The organism is Paenibacillus sp. GQ49, from assembly GCF_059759055.1.
In genome coordinates this window covers 699,410-716,139 of record NZ_JCAXEL010000001.1, presented here as the reverse complement: position 1 = coordinate 716,139, position 16,730 = coordinate 699,410, and the positions used below count along the sequence as shown (strand labels likewise).

Annotated in this window: 19 protein-coding genes; 15 read left to right on the top strand and 4 right to left on the bottom strand. The window is 44.1% G+C overall.

Annotated elements, in window-relative coordinates:
* Positions 1-14 precede the first annotated feature (14 nt).
* The 6 genes from AC6CIF_RS03315 (at position 15) to AC6CIF_RS03290 (ending at position 5,024) form a co-directional block, all read left to right on the top strand.
* The gene (locus tag AC6CIF_RS03315) at positions 15-152 is read left to right on the top strand and encodes a paeninodin family lasso peptide (protein ID WP_174806426.1); all 138 of its coding nucleotides are present in this window, start codon (positions 15-17) and stop codon (positions 150-152) included.
* 138 nt (positions 153-290) lie between these two features.
* The gene (locus tag AC6CIF_RS03310) at positions 291-1,238 is read left to right on the top strand and encodes an aldolase (RefSeq protein WP_498197868.1); all 948 of its coding nucleotides are present in this window, start codon (positions 291-293) and stop codon (positions 1,236-1,238) included.
* Entirely contained in the window at positions 1,235-1,534 is a 300-nt protein-coding gene (locus AC6CIF_RS03305; protein ID WP_017689560.1) for a lasso peptide biosynthesis PqqD family chaperone, read from the top strand. The genes AC6CIF_RS03310 and AC6CIF_RS03305 overlap by 4 nt, the downstream gene beginning before the upstream one ends.
* Positions 1,535-1,538: 4 nt before the next feature.
* Positions 1,539-2,021, top strand: a complete 483-nt coding sequence (locus AC6CIF_RS03300) for a lasso peptide biosynthesis B2 protein (protein WP_076209512.1) — start codon at positions 1,539-1,541, stop codon at positions 2,019-2,021.
* A gap of 52 nt (positions 2,022-2,073) precedes the next feature.
* Positions 2,074-3,207, top strand: coding sequence for a nucleotidyltransferase domain-containing protein (locus AC6CIF_RS03295; RefSeq protein ID WP_498198201.1), 1,134 nt, complete (start codon positions 2,074-2,076; stop codon positions 3,205-3,207).
* Positions 3,207-5,024, top strand: a complete 1,818-nt coding sequence (locus AC6CIF_RS03290) for an ABC transporter ATP-binding protein (RefSeq protein WP_498198199.1) — start codon at positions 3,207-3,209, stop codon at positions 5,022-5,024. Before AC6CIF_RS03295 ends, AC6CIF_RS03290 begins: the two co-directional genes overlap by 1 nt.
* Before the next feature lie 81 nt (positions 5,025-5,105).
* Here AC6CIF_RS03290 and cysC read toward each other — a convergent pair whose 3' ends face one another.
* Positions 5,106-5,744: an adenylyl-sulfate kinase gene (cysC, locus tag AC6CIF_RS03285; RefSeq protein WP_498197866.1), complete on the bottom strand. Its 639-nt coding sequence runs from the start codon at positions 5,742-5,744 to the stop codon at positions 5,106-5,108.
* 207 nt (positions 5,745-5,951) lie between these two features.
* Here cysC and AC6CIF_RS03280 point away from each other — a divergent pair, with 207 nt between their 5' ends.
* Both AC6CIF_RS03280 and pdaA read left to right on the top strand, forming a co-directional pair.
* Positions 5,952-6,362, top strand: a complete 411-nt coding sequence (locus AC6CIF_RS03280) for a hypothetical protein (RefSeq protein WP_076209139.1) — start codon at positions 5,952-5,954, stop codon at positions 6,360-6,362.
* Between the two features lie 97 nt (positions 6,363-6,459).
* On the top strand, positions 6,460-7,239 hold the full coding sequence (gene pdaA / locus AC6CIF_RS03275) for a delta-lactam-biosynthetic de-N-acetylase (protein ID WP_498197864.1): 780 nt from the start codon (positions 6,460-6,462) through the stop codon (positions 7,237-7,239).
* 194 nt (positions 7,240-7,433) lie between these two features.
* On the opposite strand, the gene AC6CIF_RS03270 is transcribed toward pdaA, so the two are convergent.
* The gene (locus AC6CIF_RS03270) at positions 7,434-8,282 is read right to left on the bottom strand and encodes a DegV family protein (RefSeq protein ID WP_036609970.1); all 849 of its coding nucleotides are present in this window, start codon (positions 8,280-8,282) and stop codon (positions 7,434-7,436) included.
* Positions 8,283-8,387: 105 nt separating this feature from the next.
* Positions 8,388-8,858, bottom strand: coding sequence for a hypothetical protein (locus tag AC6CIF_RS03265; protein ID WP_498197862.1), 471 nt, complete (start codon positions 8,856-8,858; stop codon positions 8,388-8,390).
* 284 nt (positions 8,859-9,142) lie between these two features.
* On the opposite strand from AC6CIF_RS03265, the gene AC6CIF_RS03260 reads away from it, so the two are divergent.
* Complete coding sequence (locus AC6CIF_RS03260; RefSeq protein WP_017689551.1) at positions 9,143-9,529, top strand: DUF423 domain-containing protein; 387 nt, start codon at positions 9,143-9,145, stop codon at positions 9,527-9,529.
* A 123-nt stretch (positions 9,530-9,652) separates the two neighbouring features.
* Here the strand turns inward: AC6CIF_RS03260 and AC6CIF_RS03255 are convergent, their stop codons facing one another.
* Entirely contained in the window at positions 9,653-10,225 is a 573-nt protein-coding gene (locus tag AC6CIF_RS03255) for a hypothetical protein (RefSeq protein ID WP_091014625.1), read from the bottom strand.
* A 269-nt stretch (positions 10,226-10,494) separates the two neighbouring features.
* Between AC6CIF_RS03255 and AC6CIF_RS03250 the strand changes: the two genes are divergently transcribed.
* The 6 genes from AC6CIF_RS03250 (at position 10,495) to AC6CIF_RS03225 (ending at position 16,727) form a co-directional block, all read left to right on the top strand.
* Entirely contained in the window at positions 10,495-13,215 is a 2,721-nt protein-coding gene (locus AC6CIF_RS03250) for a hypothetical protein (protein ID WP_498197860.1), read from the top strand.
* On the top strand, positions 13,212-13,970 hold the full coding sequence (locus AC6CIF_RS03245; RefSeq protein WP_498197859.1) for a hypothetical protein: 759 nt from the start codon (positions 13,212-13,214) through the stop codon (positions 13,968-13,970). The genes AC6CIF_RS03250 and AC6CIF_RS03245 overlap by 4 nt, the downstream gene beginning before the upstream one ends.
* A 146-nt stretch (positions 13,971-14,116) precedes the next feature.
* A complete protein-coding gene (locus AC6CIF_RS03240) occupies positions 14,117-14,878 on the top strand; it encodes a hypothetical protein (RefSeq protein WP_498197858.1) in 762 nt (253 codons plus the stop codon).
* A gap of 17 nt (positions 14,879-14,895) precedes the next feature.
* On the top strand, positions 14,896-15,438 hold the full coding sequence (locus AC6CIF_RS03235; RefSeq protein WP_036609956.1) for a hypothetical protein: 543 nt from the start codon (positions 14,896-14,898) through the stop codon (positions 15,436-15,438).
* Between the two features lie 62 nt (positions 15,439-15,500).
* On the top strand, positions 15,501-16,121 hold the full coding sequence (locus AC6CIF_RS03230; RefSeq protein WP_498197857.1) for a hypothetical protein: 621 nt from the start codon (positions 15,501-15,503) through the stop codon (positions 16,119-16,121).
* A gap of 33 nt (positions 16,122-16,154) precedes the next feature.
* Positions 16,155-16,727: a hypothetical protein gene (locus AC6CIF_RS03225; protein WP_498197856.1), complete on the top strand. Its 573-nt coding sequence runs from the start codon at positions 16,155-16,157 to the stop codon at positions 16,725-16,727.
* Positions 16,728-16,730 lie beyond the last annotated feature (3 nt).

The following is a 16,730-nucleotide window of genomic DNA, read 5'->3' as shown; positions in this document are numbered from 1 at the left end:
AGGAGGTGAATACGATGCAAATGGAAAAAAAGGAATGGCAAGCACCAGCTCTTGAAGTGTTGGAAGTCAATCAAACTATGGCCGGTACTGGCTACAGACAAATTGACTGGATCACGGTTCACGATGCGGATCTGTACGATCCAACTTCTTAAGTTGTTTAGTTCCAAAACGTGTCATCATACTTAAAGGGCGGAATTGGAACCAATCCAGCTTTTCGCCTCCTCCCTTATATTGAGCAACATGAATATAAGGGCTTTTTTTACATTTTATTACGAGGGAGGCGTCGTTCATTGTTGCCTGTGCATTATGTGGCGTATGGTCTGCGCTGGTCGAGCCTAATTCGAATGCCTGAACTACAAGTTGCACCCAAGGATGCGGAGACTGATTTTGATGTCGTGGATGTGCACATCGAGTCTTCAGATCTGACCCCATTGTGGGAGGATTGGAATGTAGGCAACGACAACTTTGTGGCACGAGAGGGCAGTCTTTTTTTCAAAATCGAAGATACAGGTCTGTTTCTAATGGAACAAGGAAAGCGCATTGTTGTATCTCCCATACCGGGTGCAGATGAGAAAAAGGTCAGATTATTCATCCTGGGCACATGTATGGCGGTCATTATGATGCAGCGTGGCATTCTACCATTGCATGGCAGTGCAGTGGTTATTGATGGCTGGGCTTACGCATTTGTCGGACATTCGGGAGCAGGTAAATCGACACTGTCGGCTGCACTGGCATCACGCGGATATCCGCTTCTCACCGATGATGTTGTTGCACTGACCTGGGATGCCGGAGGAAGAGCTATCGTATCACCCGGTTACCCGCAACAGAAGTTATGGCAACCCAGTCTGGATGGTTTCGGTATGAAGGAGCAGGATTACGCAACGGTTCATGCGGAGATTACGAAGTATGCGATACCTGTTCAGCACTATTTTCATGAGATGGCCGTACCACTAGGTGGCATATTCGAACTTGCTCCACAACCGGAGGAAAACCATACTTCTGTTCAACTGGTTGAAGTGACGGGGCTAGAACGACTGCATCTGTTATGCTCGCATACGTTCCGTGGTGGACTCGTTGCAAGACAGGGGCTGGCACAGTGGCTGTTCGAGACGGCTTCAAGACTTTCAGCAGGTGTGGAGATTGGCAGGTGGGTCAGAACGGGTGCTGAGTTTACAGCATTTGAGATGGTGGATCGGATCACAGATCATATACGTAAAGGAGTGCATACAGGACAATGACAGCGACTACGCCGATGAATGTGGAAGACCGGGTAACCCGGAAGGAAGGCAATCTGGTCAGTGATATGGGCAGTGAGAAAGTTATGATGAGCATCAGCTCTGGAAAATACTATAATCTCGGGAGTACCGGTGGACGAATCTGGGATCTGATCGCAGAAGAACGCACGCTGGGTGAAGTTGTTGAGGTACTTGCTGCGGAGTACGAGATTGAGCCAGATGTATGTCGTGAGCAGGTGGTGCAATTCCTGGAACATCTGTCCCGTGAAGGTTTAATCGACGTTACTCGCGGAGTGTAGAATGATGTTGCGAAAAATAAAGGCTTATCTCGCGCTCCCGCGGTCGATGCGTCGACTGGTATGGGAGGCCTATATGCTCCTTGGCTGGGCACGCATACAGAAGGCTATGCCATTTGCCAAAATCGCGCCAGGGCTGGGTACACCCATGGTTGAAACACCGATGACAGGACTTGATCGCAGCGAGGTCATCACTATACGGAATATTTCCAAAGCGATTTCGCTCGCCAGCAAATATACGTTATGGGAAAGCCGCTGCCTTGTAATGGCGATTGCCGGTATGAAGATGCTTGAGCGACGCAAGATAGAGAGTACGTTATATATGGGGACAGCGCGGAATAAACAAGGACATATGATGGCTCATGCCTGGCTGCGAAGTGGTAAATTGATCGTGACCGGAGCTGATACTATGGACCAATATACGGTTGTCGGTGTGTTTGGCAAACGGTGTCCGGAGAAGGGATCTGGGGAGATTGTCTATGATACATGAAAGTGAACTCTATTCATCAGGGTTTCCGAAGGAGCTTAAGCTGATTTTGAGCATGATTAGAGGTGATCTGACGGCTCTATCCCCTGAAGAACTCAAGGCGGGTTTGCAAGGAACGGATTGGCAGCTCTTTCTGCGGCTTGTCTATCATCACCGCTTATACTCTGTCCTTTATTTGAAAATGAAAGAATTGAACTCTGCAATTATTCCTGCAGATGTTATGGAGAGTCTGAGACAACAATATACGATGAATACGTTCCGCATGTTACATCTGACAGCTGAAATGGAGCAGGTGTGTGGCGCTTTTCGTGAACGCGGCATCCGCAATATTACACTCAAGGGACCAGCGCTGGCTCATGATCTCTATGGTGATGTATCCATGCGAACCTCCAAAGACCTGGATATCCTGATTCCGTTCGATGATGTGGAAGCGGCTGAAAGCATTCTGGCTACTCTCGGATACGTATCCAAGGAAGGGGAGCGGGCACCTACGGTGCGCAGCTGGAAATGGCGGGAACATCATATCTGTTATACCCATCCGGTCAAAAGGACTCAAGTGGAGATCCATTGGCGTCTGAATCCGGATTCGGGCAAAGAAACCGATTTTGAATTGCTGTGGAAACGCAGCCGGTTCAGTTCATATACACAGACACCTGTGCGTATGCTCGAACAAGAAGACCTGTGGGCTTATCTCGTAACCCATGGTGCACGACACGGCTGGTTCAGACTGCGCTGGTTACTGGATATCGACCAGATGATCCGCTGCATGCTACTTGATGTGAAGAAAGTGGAAAGACGTTTGAAAGCGGAGGGACGTTTATCGATCGGTTCACAGGCTCTTTATCTGGCCTCGGAGCTGCTGAACACGCCGCTGGATGTAGAGTACAGGTCCTTAATGTCCTTGAGTGTCCGTACAGGCAAGCGCTTAGCCAACGAAGGCGCAAAGTTCATGAACGACATGCTGGAAAGTCCGGCTGATATGAAGTCTTATCAATCGTATCTGTTTAAACTTCGAAGTACCAAACAGAAATGGTTTTTCTTTATCGAACGTTTATATCCAAGTACATGGGATGTGGATCAATTGCCGCTTCCGCGTTCTTTGTTTTTTCTGTACTTTCCGTTACGTCCGTTTCTCTGGTTCTGGCGGCGAATTAAAAGGTATACGGTGACGGAAAGGGGTAAAGTATGATCTCGGAATTAAGGTATTTCATGCGAAAGTTGCATCATGTCACGGGGCCCATCTTATATTGGAATCTGCTAGGGATGATCTGTATCAGTCTCATGGAAGGGATTGGCATCTACATGCTTGTTCCGATGCTGAGTCTGATTGGCATATTTGAGATGGGCTCCACAGGCTTAAACATTCCCTGGATTGGCGAAGTGCTGAATCGTTTTTCTGAAAATAGCCAATTGTTACTCGTATTGTTCACCTTTGTGTTGATTGTCTCCGGACAGGCCTGGATGCAGCGTCTCCAGACGATCCGTAATACTCGAATCCAACAGCAATTTGTACGAACGCTGCGCATGGAAACCTATGGTGCTATTATTATGGCGCAATGGTCATTTTTTCTCCAAAAACGAAAATCCGATTTTAACCATATATTAACGACTGAACTTGCACGTGTGAGCCAGGGAACGAGCATTATGCTGCAAATGGCAGCCTCGCTGATCTTTACGGGGATACAGATTGGTCTTGCTTTCTGGTTATCCGCCAAGCTGACGGCACTTGTGCTGGTCTGTGGATTGTTATTATTTTTTGTCTTGAGAAAATTCGTCAAGCGGGCCAAGCAGATCGGAGACCAGACCTCTGAATTCTCGCAAAGTTATTATAACGGCATTACCGAGCATTTTAACGGCATTAAGGATATTAAGAGCAACATGCTTGAGCGCTCACACATGAACTGGTTTGAGCGCATGTGCAGACAGATAGAACGCAACGTCATTCAATTTAGTCAATTGAACAGTGGAACACAGCTGATTCACCGGATGTCCGCGGCAATCATTATTGCGGCATTCATCTACCTGTCTCTCCGTGTAATGACGGTACCTCCCGCAAGTTTGCTGCTCATCATTCTTATCTTTTCCCGCTTATGGCCAAGGTTTACGGCAATTCAGTCCAATCTGGAGTACATCAGCTCGATGCTGCCTGCGTTTCGAGTGGTCAGAGAACTGCAAGCGCAGACGGCGAAGAGTCGTGAGATTAGTGAAGAGATTGCTTCGGCAGGAGACGTTGGAACTGATGGAATTCAACCTATGGAACTGATGGAATCTATCACCTGTGAGGATGTCTGCTATCGCTATGAGGGAAGTGATGCTTACTCATTGAGAAATGTGCAAGCTTCGATTCCAGCAAGGGGTATGACCGCAATTGTGGGGAAATCCGGAGCAGGCAAAAGCACGCTGATAGATCTGATTATGGGCCTTGTGAGGCCTGAAACTGGTCGTATTTTGATTGACGGTGTGCCTCTGTCAGAAGAACGATTATTGAGCTGGCGGAGTTCCATCGGATATGTCTCCCAAGACCCATTCCTATTTCATACAAGTATTCGTGAGAATCTGCGTCTGGTTGATCCAAATGCAAGTGAAGAGCAGATGTGGCAGGCTTTGCAATTTTCCTCTTCTGCGGCTTTTGTGAGGAAGCTGCCTCAGGGTCTGGATACGCTTATTGGTGATCGGGGTATTCGGCTATCCGGGGGCGAACGTCAGCGATTGGTGCTTGCTCGGGCCATGCTGCGTAATCCTTCGGTCTTGGTACTTGATGAAGCAACAAGTGCGCTCGACAGTGAGAATGAACAGTACATTCATGAGGCGCTGGAACGGCTAAAAGGACATGTGACCATTATCGTGATTGCACACCGATTGTCCACGATTCGGACGGCAGATCGTGTCATTGTGCTTGATGAAGGTCGGGTGATTCAAGAAGGCGGGTACCAGCAGTTATCTACTGATCCGGTAGGGACGTTCAGCAAGCTTCTTAATATGCAAGCGGGTGTTGTGGGGCAGTAAAGTAGGTTATGACATAAAGTAAAGAGGCGCGCCACTATGGGCGCGCCTTTCATGTAAGTAGGTTAGTATAATGAGCAAGAATTAATGGACCAGTTCTGTATTGGAAGGGCGCGGTAGTTGGAGAGCACCGATCTGCTCCAAATGTTGTACGATCTCTTGCACGGCTTCCTCAATGGATGACTGCTCTGTATCGATGATAAATGAAGGAGATTTGGGTACATCATAGGGGGCGGAAATGCCTGTGAAATGCGGGATGTCACCGTTGCGAGCTTTTTTATACAGCCCCTTGGGATCACGCCGCTCACATTCTTGAATTGAACAGCGCACATAAATTTCAATGAAATCATCTGGTTCAAATAACTGTCTAACCATCTCCCGATCCTGTTCATGAGGGGAGATAAAAGCCGAAAGGACAAACAACCCGGCATCTACCATTAACTTCGATACTTCACCAATTCGCCGCAGATTTTCTTGACGATCCCCTGCTGTAAAACCGAGATCACGGTTCAGTCCATGACGTACATTATCCCCGTCCAGAACATAACAGCGTACGCCTTGATCGTAGAGATACTGCTCCAGGGCAAATGCAAGGGATGACTTTCCTGCACCTGATAACCCGGTAAACCATATGGCACGACTATGGTGCCCATTATGCTTCTCCCGGTCTTGCCTGTTGATGCTGGATGTTTGCCAAGTTATGTTGCGCTCTTCCTTCGACATGAGTATCCCGCCTTTTCCCTACCATGATATGTATAATATTTTAACATATTTACAAGATTATAGCACCTTACAGATTTCTTCAAAATAAGCGTGAATCGACAAAATATCGGGTATAGATGTAGTACATACATAAGCATTATGCATATATCCAAGGAGTATTTTGAATCGAATGATGCAAAATGCTCACATCGCAGGAGGAACAATGTCATGAACAAAAACATACAAAACATACAAGTTGGGTTCAAATGCCCGGATTGCGAGCAGGATATCCGAGCGGAATTTATAGATGAACAGGTCAGCACGGTTCGTTGTAAAGGTTGTGACAGAGCGTATACACTTTTGAAGCCAACCATCGGTGATGAGATTCTACTGGATTGGGAGCAGGAGGCTTTGTATCACAAGCTGAGGGCAGAGCGGTCCGAACTGGATAATCACAATATGTCGGCCTTGATTATCAAAGTTATCGAGTTGCTTACATGGCGTGATCGGGGAGATGGACAGACCCGTGCCATACAGACCGTGAGGGAATGGCTTGCTTCCAGTGGCAAACCTCAGACCTTACTTGAATTGTTCCATCAATCTCCGCCACAACCTGAAAATAAACGTTTCGATCGTTAATGATTTACATACATTAGCCGTTCCTGTGGCATATTACCTGAAGGTGTTCGTGTGTGCAAACGACTAACCGAATTTTTCAGGAACAGGAGCGGATAGAATGAAGCGAATGGTTCTATATATACTGTTGGGACTGTTATCCATCAGTATGGTACCGGCACAGACTGAAGCATCACCGGTTACCGGAGCGTATCACTTTGGCTTCAAAAAAAGTCAAAACGGTCAACTGCCCTCCATTGATCAGGAAGGCTTTAAATCAATCTTACAACATAACGATGCCATTTTCCTGGGGGATACAAAACAGAAGGAATTGTATCTCACGTTTGATAACGGGTATGAGAATGGATTCACACCTGCCATACTGGATGTTTTGCGTACCAAGAAGGTGCCAGCGGCTTTCTTTGTGACAGGTCATTATCTGAAAGATCAGCCTGAGTTGGTCAAACGTATGGCGGCTGAAGGTCATATTGTCGGTAATCATTCATGGAGTCATCCGGATATGACCCGCATCTCCAATGAAAAGCTTAGAGAGGAACTTGAGAAGGTCAAGACGGAGGTCAATCGGCTGACCGGTCAACAAGCGACCTTTTTACGGCCACCGCGTGGAATTTTTAACAATCGTACGCTTGCAGAGAGTCATGCTCAGGGTTATGTGAATGTGTTCTGGTCTGTTGCTTATAAAGATTGGGATACCAATGTGCAGCGTGGCGCACAATATGCTCATCAACAGGTGTTGAAACAACTCCATCCGGGCGCTGTCATTTTGCTTCATTCGGTATCCAAAGATAACACGGAGGCTCTTGGTTCCATTATTGATGAGGCCCGCAAGCAAGGATACGCATTCAAAAGTCTGGATGATCTGCGGACCAAAAATTATTGATCCATTATCATAATGAGCAATGGACCAAGTGTAGGTCATTCAAAAGTTTAGGAAAATTATTAAAGGGCATCCTGAGCGATTAAGCTCGGAATGCCCTTTTTAGTTTATAACGGTATGCCAGTCCAAGTATTAATGTGCCACATACAGATCTAGAAGAAAGGATTGGGTAATACGATACGATGTAACGTGTAATACTATAAAACAGTATTATAGATGATTCCAATCGTTTTCGGGCCGCAATGACTGCATACTACACAACCAGCAGTGGTTAGTTCAACTCGGGCACCCGTCTGTTCCTGCAAAGACTTCTGCAAGTCAAGCGCATCCTCTTCAGCCATGGTGTGCACAACAATCAGCAGGTCTGGATCAATCTGATCCTTCTGGCTGAGCGTATTATTCAACATTTGTTCCAGAGCCTTCTCCCGTTTGCCGCGCACTTTATAGGCAGGTGCCATCTTGCCATCTGTTACCCGGATGACAGGACGAATCTTCAACAGGCTTCCAATCAGGTTCTGCATGCCCGAACAGCGTCCGCCTTTATGCAGATACTCTAGTGTATCGATAACAAACTCCGTGCGTACATTTGATTTCATCGCCTCAATCAGGTGTGTAATCTGAGTCAGGTTTTGCCCTTTATCAGCAGCATGTACAGCTTTCATCACCATCAGTGCAATTCCTGATGAGAGATTCTGTGAGTCAATGACCGATATTCGACCTTCCGGGAACTCGGAACTCGCTAGTCGTGCATTTTGATAGGTAGAGGAAAGTTCAGAAGATAAGCTGATATATAAAATTTCATCCCCTTGATCTATGTAAGGTTGAAATGCCGTTATGAAGTCAGCGGGGGAAGGTGCAGCTGTTTTGGGAAGACGCCCATCTTGGCTAACACGTTCATATAGCTGTTCAGGCTTAATCTCAGCACCGTCTTTCAGTGACTCTTCACCGAACACGACATATAAGGGGATGATACCGATATCGTGCTGCTGGATCCATTCTGGAGCCAGATCACTTGTGCTGTCCGCAAAAATTTTGATTCGTGACATGTCAATCTCCTTTGAAAACAATGATTTTGGCAAAAAATATAGATTATACTTATGTGTAAACCCATTCATTTTAATTATAAGGAAACATGACGCTGATGCAAAGCGTTACATCAGCGTCATGCCTACCAAAATAAGTCCAACGAATAACAGAATCATGATCCCATTTAATATGGTTCCGATCATGGCAAAAACTTTCTTTCGATTCTTGAGGACAAGACCAATAATTCCGACGATGCCTCCAGCCAGATTGAGAATCAGGCAGACCAGAATGGCTAATGAAGCCAGAACCACTGCTGGATGCAAGGCGATCTCTTCTGTCTGCAACGGGGTGAGAACTCCGATGGATTCGTTTACAGCCATGGTGGCAATAAAGAATATCAGAATATAACCCAAGATTGCAACCAATCCAATGACAAAGCTGGCGATCCCAGGTCCGGAATGTTTCAGTGGTACCATTGGTTGCCTCTCATGATCTGGCGGGTATGCTTCATACCCATTGTTATTGTATGGATCTGCATGGCCAGGATTCTGATCCGTGTTGTTATAACCTGAATTATAGGAATCGCGATTATCCATAATGTTGACTTGCCTCCCTTAATCATCGTACTGAGTGTTATTAACCTAATCGATGAGTAATGATTCTTTCTTAGAATACACGATTACATACCTATTTACTTTTCCATAAATATCGATAAAAATCAAGGATTTACGCTTGTTTCCTACAATTTATAAGGCAGGGATAGGATTGTTAAGTATAAACAGACATATGATCTTTGAAGCTCCGTCACGACTGGTAAAGGAGGAGGGGATTCGATACAATAATAGGAGTGAATTGTAGTAAATTAAGGGAGAGAACTTATATGCAACGAAGATGGATGATGCTTGGAGCTGTAATGACCATGTTATCGGTGGCGATTGGTGCGTTTGGTGCTCACATGCTCAAGGATACGATTGGGCCGGCGGCCATAGCTACATATGAGACAGGTGTACAATATCACATGATTCATGCATTGGCCTTGCTCATTATTGGCTTGACGGCTGGTCAACTTGGAGCATCGACAAAACTGAAGTGGGCAGCGCGTCTGTTGTTTATCGGAATTATCGTGTTCTCGGGCAGCTTGTATGTGCTTAGTATTTCTGGCATCAAGATTCTGGGTGCCATCACACCGATTGGTGGGGTAGCCTTCATTGCCGGATGGTTGTTATTGGCATTAGATGTATGGCAGCGAGGTAAGGATCGCTCCTGATCGGTCCAAACAAATCTCGGAGGGTTCAATCCTACATGAACCATAGAACTAAAAAGCAACTTGCGTTAGAATGTCCCGTCATTCTAACGCAAGTTGCTTTTTGTTTTAATCCGATGAAGTTAGTTACAGAAACTCATCGATTTCATTGGTTCGGAACGTATACACCTGTTTTTCATCGACATGGTAGATGCTCACAATACTGGTATCACGATCAAAATTCAGAATACGGCAAGGAATGCTCTGATGTTTACCGTTCTTGTTATTGACAACAATACGGGTGAGTTTATTCTCTTTAATAAGCGTGTCAATCCACGCGTCAAACGAGTTTCCATCGGATACATTGGATGTTTGGGTGGCAGGCTTTTTCTCGCTAACCGGTTTTTCTTGTTGATTCTGTGTTTTGACTGGAGCAGGTGAGGCAGGTGTCTGAGCTGCAGTGGACGCCTTCTGTGCTGCGTTGGCTTTTTTGCGTTCGTTGTGAAGTGTGACGAAAGAGTCCTTCTTGGACTGGAGTGTCGCTTCAATAATTTTGCCTAGCTCTATGCCGGATTGAATCCGAAAGTCCGCAATTTGTTCTTCATTGTTTATGAACTCCAACAGGGACTGCAGTGCCAATGCATTTGAGCGGCTCTTAATAAGTATATCGACATTAAATAAAAAGCCGATGTCCTCTTGATTGGATAAGGTTTCTTTCATTCATCCCAGCCCCGTTAAAAATTATGTCAGCTCAAAAAAACGCTTCAATTCACTATATCATTAAAAAGGAAATTATCATAGTGCTAGAGACGCAGAAATATGCCGATTCGAGATGTATCTAGTCCCGGAGTGCCCCTTAATTTCTCCCCAGAATAGAACAAATATTCTTCTTTTTTCATCCCCTGATCGTCCTGTTTGCCTGCGCCAGTCGTGCGGGTCTACTCTATAATTTATTTAATCAGGACAGGAAGCAACAGGGGGAATCGGGAATGGGCAATGCATATCAGGATCGATTGAGATACGTTTATAAAATTACATCTTCCAGAATTAGAAAAGCGGATTATGATCTGCATCTTACTTATCAAGAAGCGACAGTTAATGGAGAAGTGGCATCTATTGGAAACCATCAGGTGTTTCGTTTTATCGATCATATTCGAGGCTATAAGAAGAGAGAGGAAGATCTGGCTAAAATCAAGCTGGAAATAGAGCGATTAAAAGCCTTGAAAACCAATGCTGAACATAAAAGAACAATGAAGAAATTGCATGAAGAACTGAAAAACCTGAAATTTGCCGATGATTACTTGCTGGTGGTCATTGAAAATAATAAAGACTATGATCGGCTGAATTCATCGAAAGCTTTCTCCATCAACGGCAAGAAATACAAGCGGTTATTGGCTACGACAGGTGGAGCCAAAAGTTCGACGGTCATCTATGTGAGTGAGGATATTCATTCGCTGTTGGAGAAAAGATTGAATAACGGCAGAGATCCCAATAAAGAACTGGTTCCTGCCAAACTGGAGGCATATAAGGCCTTGGCTTGCAGTACAAGCACGCCTGTGTCACATCCCGAACGGGTATTGGTTGTTCATGATTGTATAACTGAATTTGGTGCAGACATAATACAGATTGATGATACCGAGACAGAATACCCTCGCATAGAGAGTAGGAAAAATGAGCCTATTCAGATGAATATGAGTGATGGGTTCGGTCTTATCTCTCCTGCACTTAGTGAACGATGGGCAACCGAGCTGGGACATGCATATATCCCGAGTGGATTTTGTATTCGTAATAGCTTCTGTAAAGGGATGGTCTTTACATTTGATTATCACGAATTTGCAGATCGAGTTGCAGGCAATGATATGGTGGACGATGCCTGGGGTAATCCTGTGGATATTCGAGAGGTAGACCTGATCATCACAACGTCCATGCTCAAACTATGGAGCTCATACAACAGTATCGACGATTACCTGTTATGTTGCGGTTATTATGGCTACACGTTCAGCGTAACGAAGGTTACACCCGAAGAACTGGAGGATGAGCGTCATTTAAATTACCAGTTTATTCAGTCACTCCAATTGGATGATAACGAGATTGGTGAACTTATTCGTCCCACAGTAGACTCGATTAAAGATGTGCTAGGTGAAGACTATCGCAAGGCACTGTTATTTCTCAAAGGAATTCACATCCATGAGAACGATTATAGAAATAGTCCAGATGATTATATCAAAGGGCTGATGGTAGACCCGCGACTTATAGATGATCCTTTTGTGCGCAACAAAATTCATACCTTAATACGTAAGCGAATGAATGAAGCCAAGATCGGAGTTCTAAGAGTGAAAGGCAATTTCAGCATTATATCTGGCGATCCCTATACATTGTGTCAGAGCATATTTGGCTTGCCTTTAACAGGATTGCTGAGTTCAGGTGAGTTCTACTCCAGCTATTGGCATGAACGCCATGTGGACCGTGTAGCTTGCTTCAGAGCTCCGATGACTTGTCATAACAATATCAAGATGCTTCGTTTTCAAAATACAGATGAGATGCAGCATTGGTATCGCTATATGAACACGGTCACGATCTTAAATTCATGGGATACGACGACGCATTCCTTAAATGGTGCAGATATGGATAGTGATCAGGTCTTAACTACAGACAACGACACAATTCTTGGGGCAATTCAGGAGCTTGATGCGATTGTATGTGTACAGAAAACCTCAGCCCAAAAAATTCCGGATGAGAAGGATCTGATTCAGGCTAACAAAGACAGCTTTGGTGATCTGATCGGTTTTACAACGAACAAAATCACGTCGATGTTTGATGTATTAGCCAATTATGAGGAGCATAGTGCAGAATATCAGGAAATGATGTACCGAATTCAATGTGGTCAGCATTATCAACAAAATGCCATTGATCAGGCTAAAGGTATTGAATGTAAAAAAATGCCGAAGCACTGGTATGATATTCGCGCTGCGGTAACGGACGAGTCTACCTTGAAAATGGTAGCACACAAGAAACCTTATTTTTTCATATACAATGACCCGGAACAGAAAAAAGAATATACCACCTATGTAGAAAAAACGAGTCAGAAGTGCTTGCAGTTATTTGGCATGACTGTGGATGAGTTGTATTCGAATAAGGAGCTATCTCCGGATCAGGAACAGTTCCTGGCACAGTATGAACAGAGAATGCCTGTATCCACGGCACCATCTGTGATGAACCGGTTATGCCATCAAGTGGAAGATGAGTTCAACAAGTTAAAGCTAAAACAGTCCGAGAGTCCATTTGATCATACGATATTGATGAGTACCAAAAAATACTCACAAGCTCGTTACAAAGAGATTCAACGTTTATATCAGATGCATAACGAAGAGCTACGTAGCTATATGACTAACTTGCGCAAGAGTAAGGTGAAAAAGGAAGAAAGATCTGCCCGATGGCAGTTGTTTGTTTCACGCTTTAAGGAGCAGGCGCTGGAGATCTGTAATAACGAAGAAGATCTGTGCAATATGATTGTGGACATGTGTTATCGAAATGCCGAGAAATCAAAGCAATTTGTATGGGATGTGTCAGGAGATCAGATTATTCGCAATCTATTGCTCAGCAATGATCACATCATCCATTATCCGGTTAGAGAGCCGGACGGCGATATTGAGTATGCCGGAAGAACCTTTAAAATGACCCAAATGTATGTGAAGGAGCAGCGCCCTTGAAAATCATTCTGAATGAACGTCATCATGCCGAGCAAGCAATTGCACATGGGAAAATGGATAAGAAGCCAACCAAAACGTTGATATGTTTAGCTAAATACGGGCTTGAACAAGGAAAGAACGCCGAAGATGTGTATGCGTTGTTAAATCAGTTTATGACCAGATACTATCCAGATTACAATGCTGTCCAGTGGGACACATTTCTCAATCGTATCATTAAGCAGTCTCAGAAGTATATCAAGATAAGGGAGGAGGCATGCAAGAGCGCGCTAATCGAGATTGATCATGTACCTGTAACGCACGAAGAACTTCAAAAGATCAAACAGCTTAAAAGTAAACGACTCGAGAAATTGGCATTTGTTTTACTGGTCTACAGCAAGATTAATAATCGAATCAATGAAAATGATACGTACTGGATTAATCATGAATGGAAAGAAATCTACGGTGATAGTCAAATGGCCGTAAGCAAAAAAGATCAGGGGTTATTGGTGCACAAACTTATTCAGTTAGGGTATCTCAAAGAAAGTCAACGCGTCGATTCAACTAATGTACAGGTTTTGTTCGCTGCGGAGCATGGTGAGGTTGCCTTCCAGTTAGTTCGCTTCGATGACTTTGTGTTGGAGTACTCTCGCTGGAAAGGAGAAAATATTAAAAATTGTACCGTATGCGGAAAACGGATGCTGGCAAAATCGAACCGAATGAAATACTGCAAGGAGTGCAAAAAAGCTGGCATTAGTCCCATTAGAAAACCTCTCTAAAGCCAGACACAGCAATGCTTTGCATGGTTGTTCAAGAATTTCTTTAATGATAAGCCAGGGACAGGTTTCCTAGTTAAGGGGGAGGTATCAACTTGGAAACAGTCTTATAAAGAAAATATGCTACATAACGCTTAGGTAGGTGAATTATGTCAAATGGGATAACTTTAGCACATGTAGAGTCTTTAATTAGAGAAGCGGTGAAACATAGCGGTCCGGGACAGCCAGGAGATCCTGGCGAAACTGAACTCGCTATCAAGCGGGCACTGGAGGCTGCTGGCGAAGCCTTACAGGCTGCCGGAAAAGCAAAAGAGGCTTATCAGACGACTCGACTTGTGTACCAGAGTCCGGTTGCTGATTTTGAGGAGTTAAGTATGCAGTACCCTTCTCCTGAAATAGGCTGGACGGTACAGACGTATAAGGATGGCAAGAGATATCGTTATGATGGTAAGACATGGGTAGAGATTGATGTATTTGGTCAAAACCTTCAGGTGGTTAATTCCGATATGGATGGGCTCATGAGTACAGCTGAACACCTGAAATTAAATGAGATTCCGTTGGAAGTACAGGATCGGGTTATGGTCTTCTGCAAAGAATCACGGGTGTACCCGGAAGTACTGGGGATTCTAGCCCCCTTTCCATTCAATGGCGAGATTTTACATGTAAAGGGCTACTGTGGAGTTTCTGGAGATACCGCGACTGAAATAAGAATTGAACGATCCAAGGATCTCATTCACTGGCAGGATGTAATGGGGAGTCCACTGAAATTTGAAGCATTTCAACATCAAGATGACGGTGAGGCTACATTTGAGACCAAAAAAGTAGAGGCTGGAGATATCTTCAGAATCAACATCATTGAAGCAGGTTCAAACATTCAACATCTTACAATTCAATTAACGATCAGAACATAAAAAGGAGATGGAATATAATGACACAACCAATTATTTCATGGATGGATGCTACACATAGTAATGAGATTATTACCCCTTTTGACTACAAGGTTATTGATGCGGATAGCAAAAGTGATATTTTTATTTTCAATGTATGGAACAATAAGAATGGTGCTTCGGACGTATCTAAAATGGAAGATTGTACGATTACAACGCGAGATATGACTGGTGGTACTGGTGACACGGAGGCTCATGATGTAGAAGTGGTGAAGAATAACTGGTTCCACGTTCAGGTTGATTCCTTGGGGGAGACAGATCTCGAAGAAGAAAGTTCTCGTATTGGTAAGGATTTTTCCAAACCCATCGGAACAACAGGCAAGACAACCAAAGATCACACAGGAACCGCTTATGCAACACCATTTGCACCGGGACCGAAAGAAATCCTGGGCGTTAGTAACAATGGAAATCCTCAAGATGCGGCTGGTAACTATGTAACTCTATCCATTCAATGTGTAGTGCCGCTGAATGCGAAAAGTGGCAAGCAACAGTTCAAGAAACGTATTTCCTATCGTTACGTGTAAAAAGAAACAATTATGGGACAGGCTATTGCAGCCTGTCTTTTTTATTAAAAGGGGGAAGTCCTGTGATTCTAGGTAATACACAATTTATGCGCTCACCTGTATCTCAAGCTTATATATGGATTGCTAATTACTATGATGGTACTTATTTAAGTGAATTCGATTTGCAGACACAACAATCAAACAGTTTTTATAGAATTAACAAGGAAAAGTTGGTCTCTTTTGGATTGATGGGGCAAGGATCTCACGTGTATCACAATGTTGCCAACGGTGTGTTTCATATTAATGCGGATAGGTACTCTGTATCTTACGTATGTGACGATCAAGAATACCCGTTAACGGGTAGGACCTTTCTATACAGTGACATCATTCAATTCAAGAATGTTTCTTCAGATGTGAATATGAGTGGGCACTCAGGTCCCGGGAATTCGGGGGCTATTAATAATACGATTGAATGTTTTAACTTCGGTTACAAAAAGATGATGAATTTGAACGATGTGCAGATTAACTTTCAATGTGTGTGTTCCCTGCCGTTGAACGGAACGGCCTTTCTCCAAATTAAAATTACCTCAGACCAGGACCTGCCAGGGGAATTGGTTATTCGTAAAAATGGATTTGTTATAGATCAAATCGTAGCTCCTCTGAAGGCAAATCATGCAGGAATCATAAACTGGGACATTCGTTGAGTTGGATTTTGAGATGAGATAGGTGGTGAGAGTATGGCAATTCAAGAAATTGCACTGGATATAGATCTGTCTGTTGGTGTTTTCAAAGATACGATATTTCAGGATCAGAAATTGAAATTAAGAGAGTTGAGCCAGGATGCGGACGGGAATTCAATCTATCCAGCTAATGGATCTTGGGAGTCCACTCCCATTCGGATTCAGGATAAGATCGCTTCATTTAAAGGTGTGGCTGCAAGCGTAGATGTAGTAGGGGGAGCATCATACAAGATCTATTGGAGTACATCTGAGGATGGCTTTGAGTGGGGGGCGTATGAGGAAATTCTAGCAGATGTGACTGCTCCTAAATCTCCAGCAAAGTATGCGAAAGTGAAAATTGAGATTGTTGCTGAGAAAGAATATTCGAATTTCTACATAGACGATTTTAATCAGAAGGGGAAATACAGTAATCCCTTTATTGAAAGTGAATCGGGTTCACTAGGCTTAAAGAAAATATATCAATTGAACATGGAACGAGCATCGGACACTCCAACAGGGATGGTGCTAAGTCAGAAAGTTGAAAAAGCGAAATTCAAGAAAGTAGATAGAATCAGAGTGAGTAAGGGGTGATTT

Excerpts from the sequence above, each read along its gene's own strand:
- cysC (WP_498197866.1), bottom strand. The coding sequence starts at position 5,744 with ATGTCGAAGGAAGAGCGCAACATAACTTGGCAAACATCCAGCATCAAC.
- AC6CIF_RS03270 (WP_036609970.1), bottom strand. The coding sequence starts at position 8,282 with ATGTCACGAATCAAAATTTTTGCGGACAGCACAAGTGATCTGGCTCCA.
- AC6CIF_RS03250 (WP_498197860.1), top strand. The coding sequence starts at position 10,495 with ATGGGCAATGCATATCAGGATCGATTGAGATACGTTTATAAAATTACA.
- AC6CIF_RS03265 (WP_498197862.1), bottom strand. The coding sequence starts at position 8,858 with ATGGATAATCGCGATTCCTATAATTCAGGTTATAACAACACGGATCAG.
- AC6CIF_RS03235 (WP_036609956.1), top strand. The coding sequence starts at position 14,896 with ATGACACAACCAATTATTTCATGGATGGATGCTACACATAGTAATGAG.
- AC6CIF_RS03315 (WP_174806426.1), top strand. The coding sequence starts at position 15 with ATGCAAATGGAAAAAAAGGAATGGCAAGCACCAGCTCTTGAAGTGTTG.
- AC6CIF_RS03295 (WP_498198201.1), top strand. The coding sequence starts at position 2,074 with ATGATTAGAGGTGATCTGACGGCTCTATCCCCTGAAGAACTCAAGGCG.
- AC6CIF_RS03255 (WP_091014625.1), bottom strand. The coding sequence starts at position 10,225 with ATGAAAGAAACCTTATCCAATCAAGAGGACATCGGCTTTTTATTTAAT.
- AC6CIF_RS03225 (WP_498197856.1), top strand. The coding sequence starts at position 16,155 with ATGGCAATTCAAGAAATTGCACTGGATATAGATCTGTCTGTTGGTGTT.
- pdaA (WP_498197864.1), top strand. The coding sequence starts at position 6,460 with ATGAAGCGAATGGTTCTATATATACTGTTGGGACTGTTATCCATCAGT.
- AC6CIF_RS03300 (WP_076209512.1), top strand. The coding sequence starts at position 1,539 with ATGTTGCGAAAAATAAAGGCTTATCTCGCGCTCCCGCGGTCGATGCGT.
- AC6CIF_RS03240 (WP_498197858.1), top strand. The coding sequence starts at position 14,117 with ATGTCAAATGGGATAACTTTAGCACATGTAGAGTCTTTAATTAGAGAA.
- AC6CIF_RS03280 (WP_076209139.1), top strand. The coding sequence starts at position 5,952 with ATGAACAAAAACATACAAAACATACAAGTTGGGTTCAAATGCCCGGAT.
- AC6CIF_RS03260 (WP_017689551.1), top strand. The coding sequence starts at position 9,143 with ATGCAACGAAGATGGATGATGCTTGGAGCTGTAATGACCATGTTATCG.
- AC6CIF_RS03305 (WP_017689560.1), top strand. The coding sequence starts at position 1,235 with ATGACAGCGACTACGCCGATGAATGTGGAAGACCGGGTAACCCGGAAG.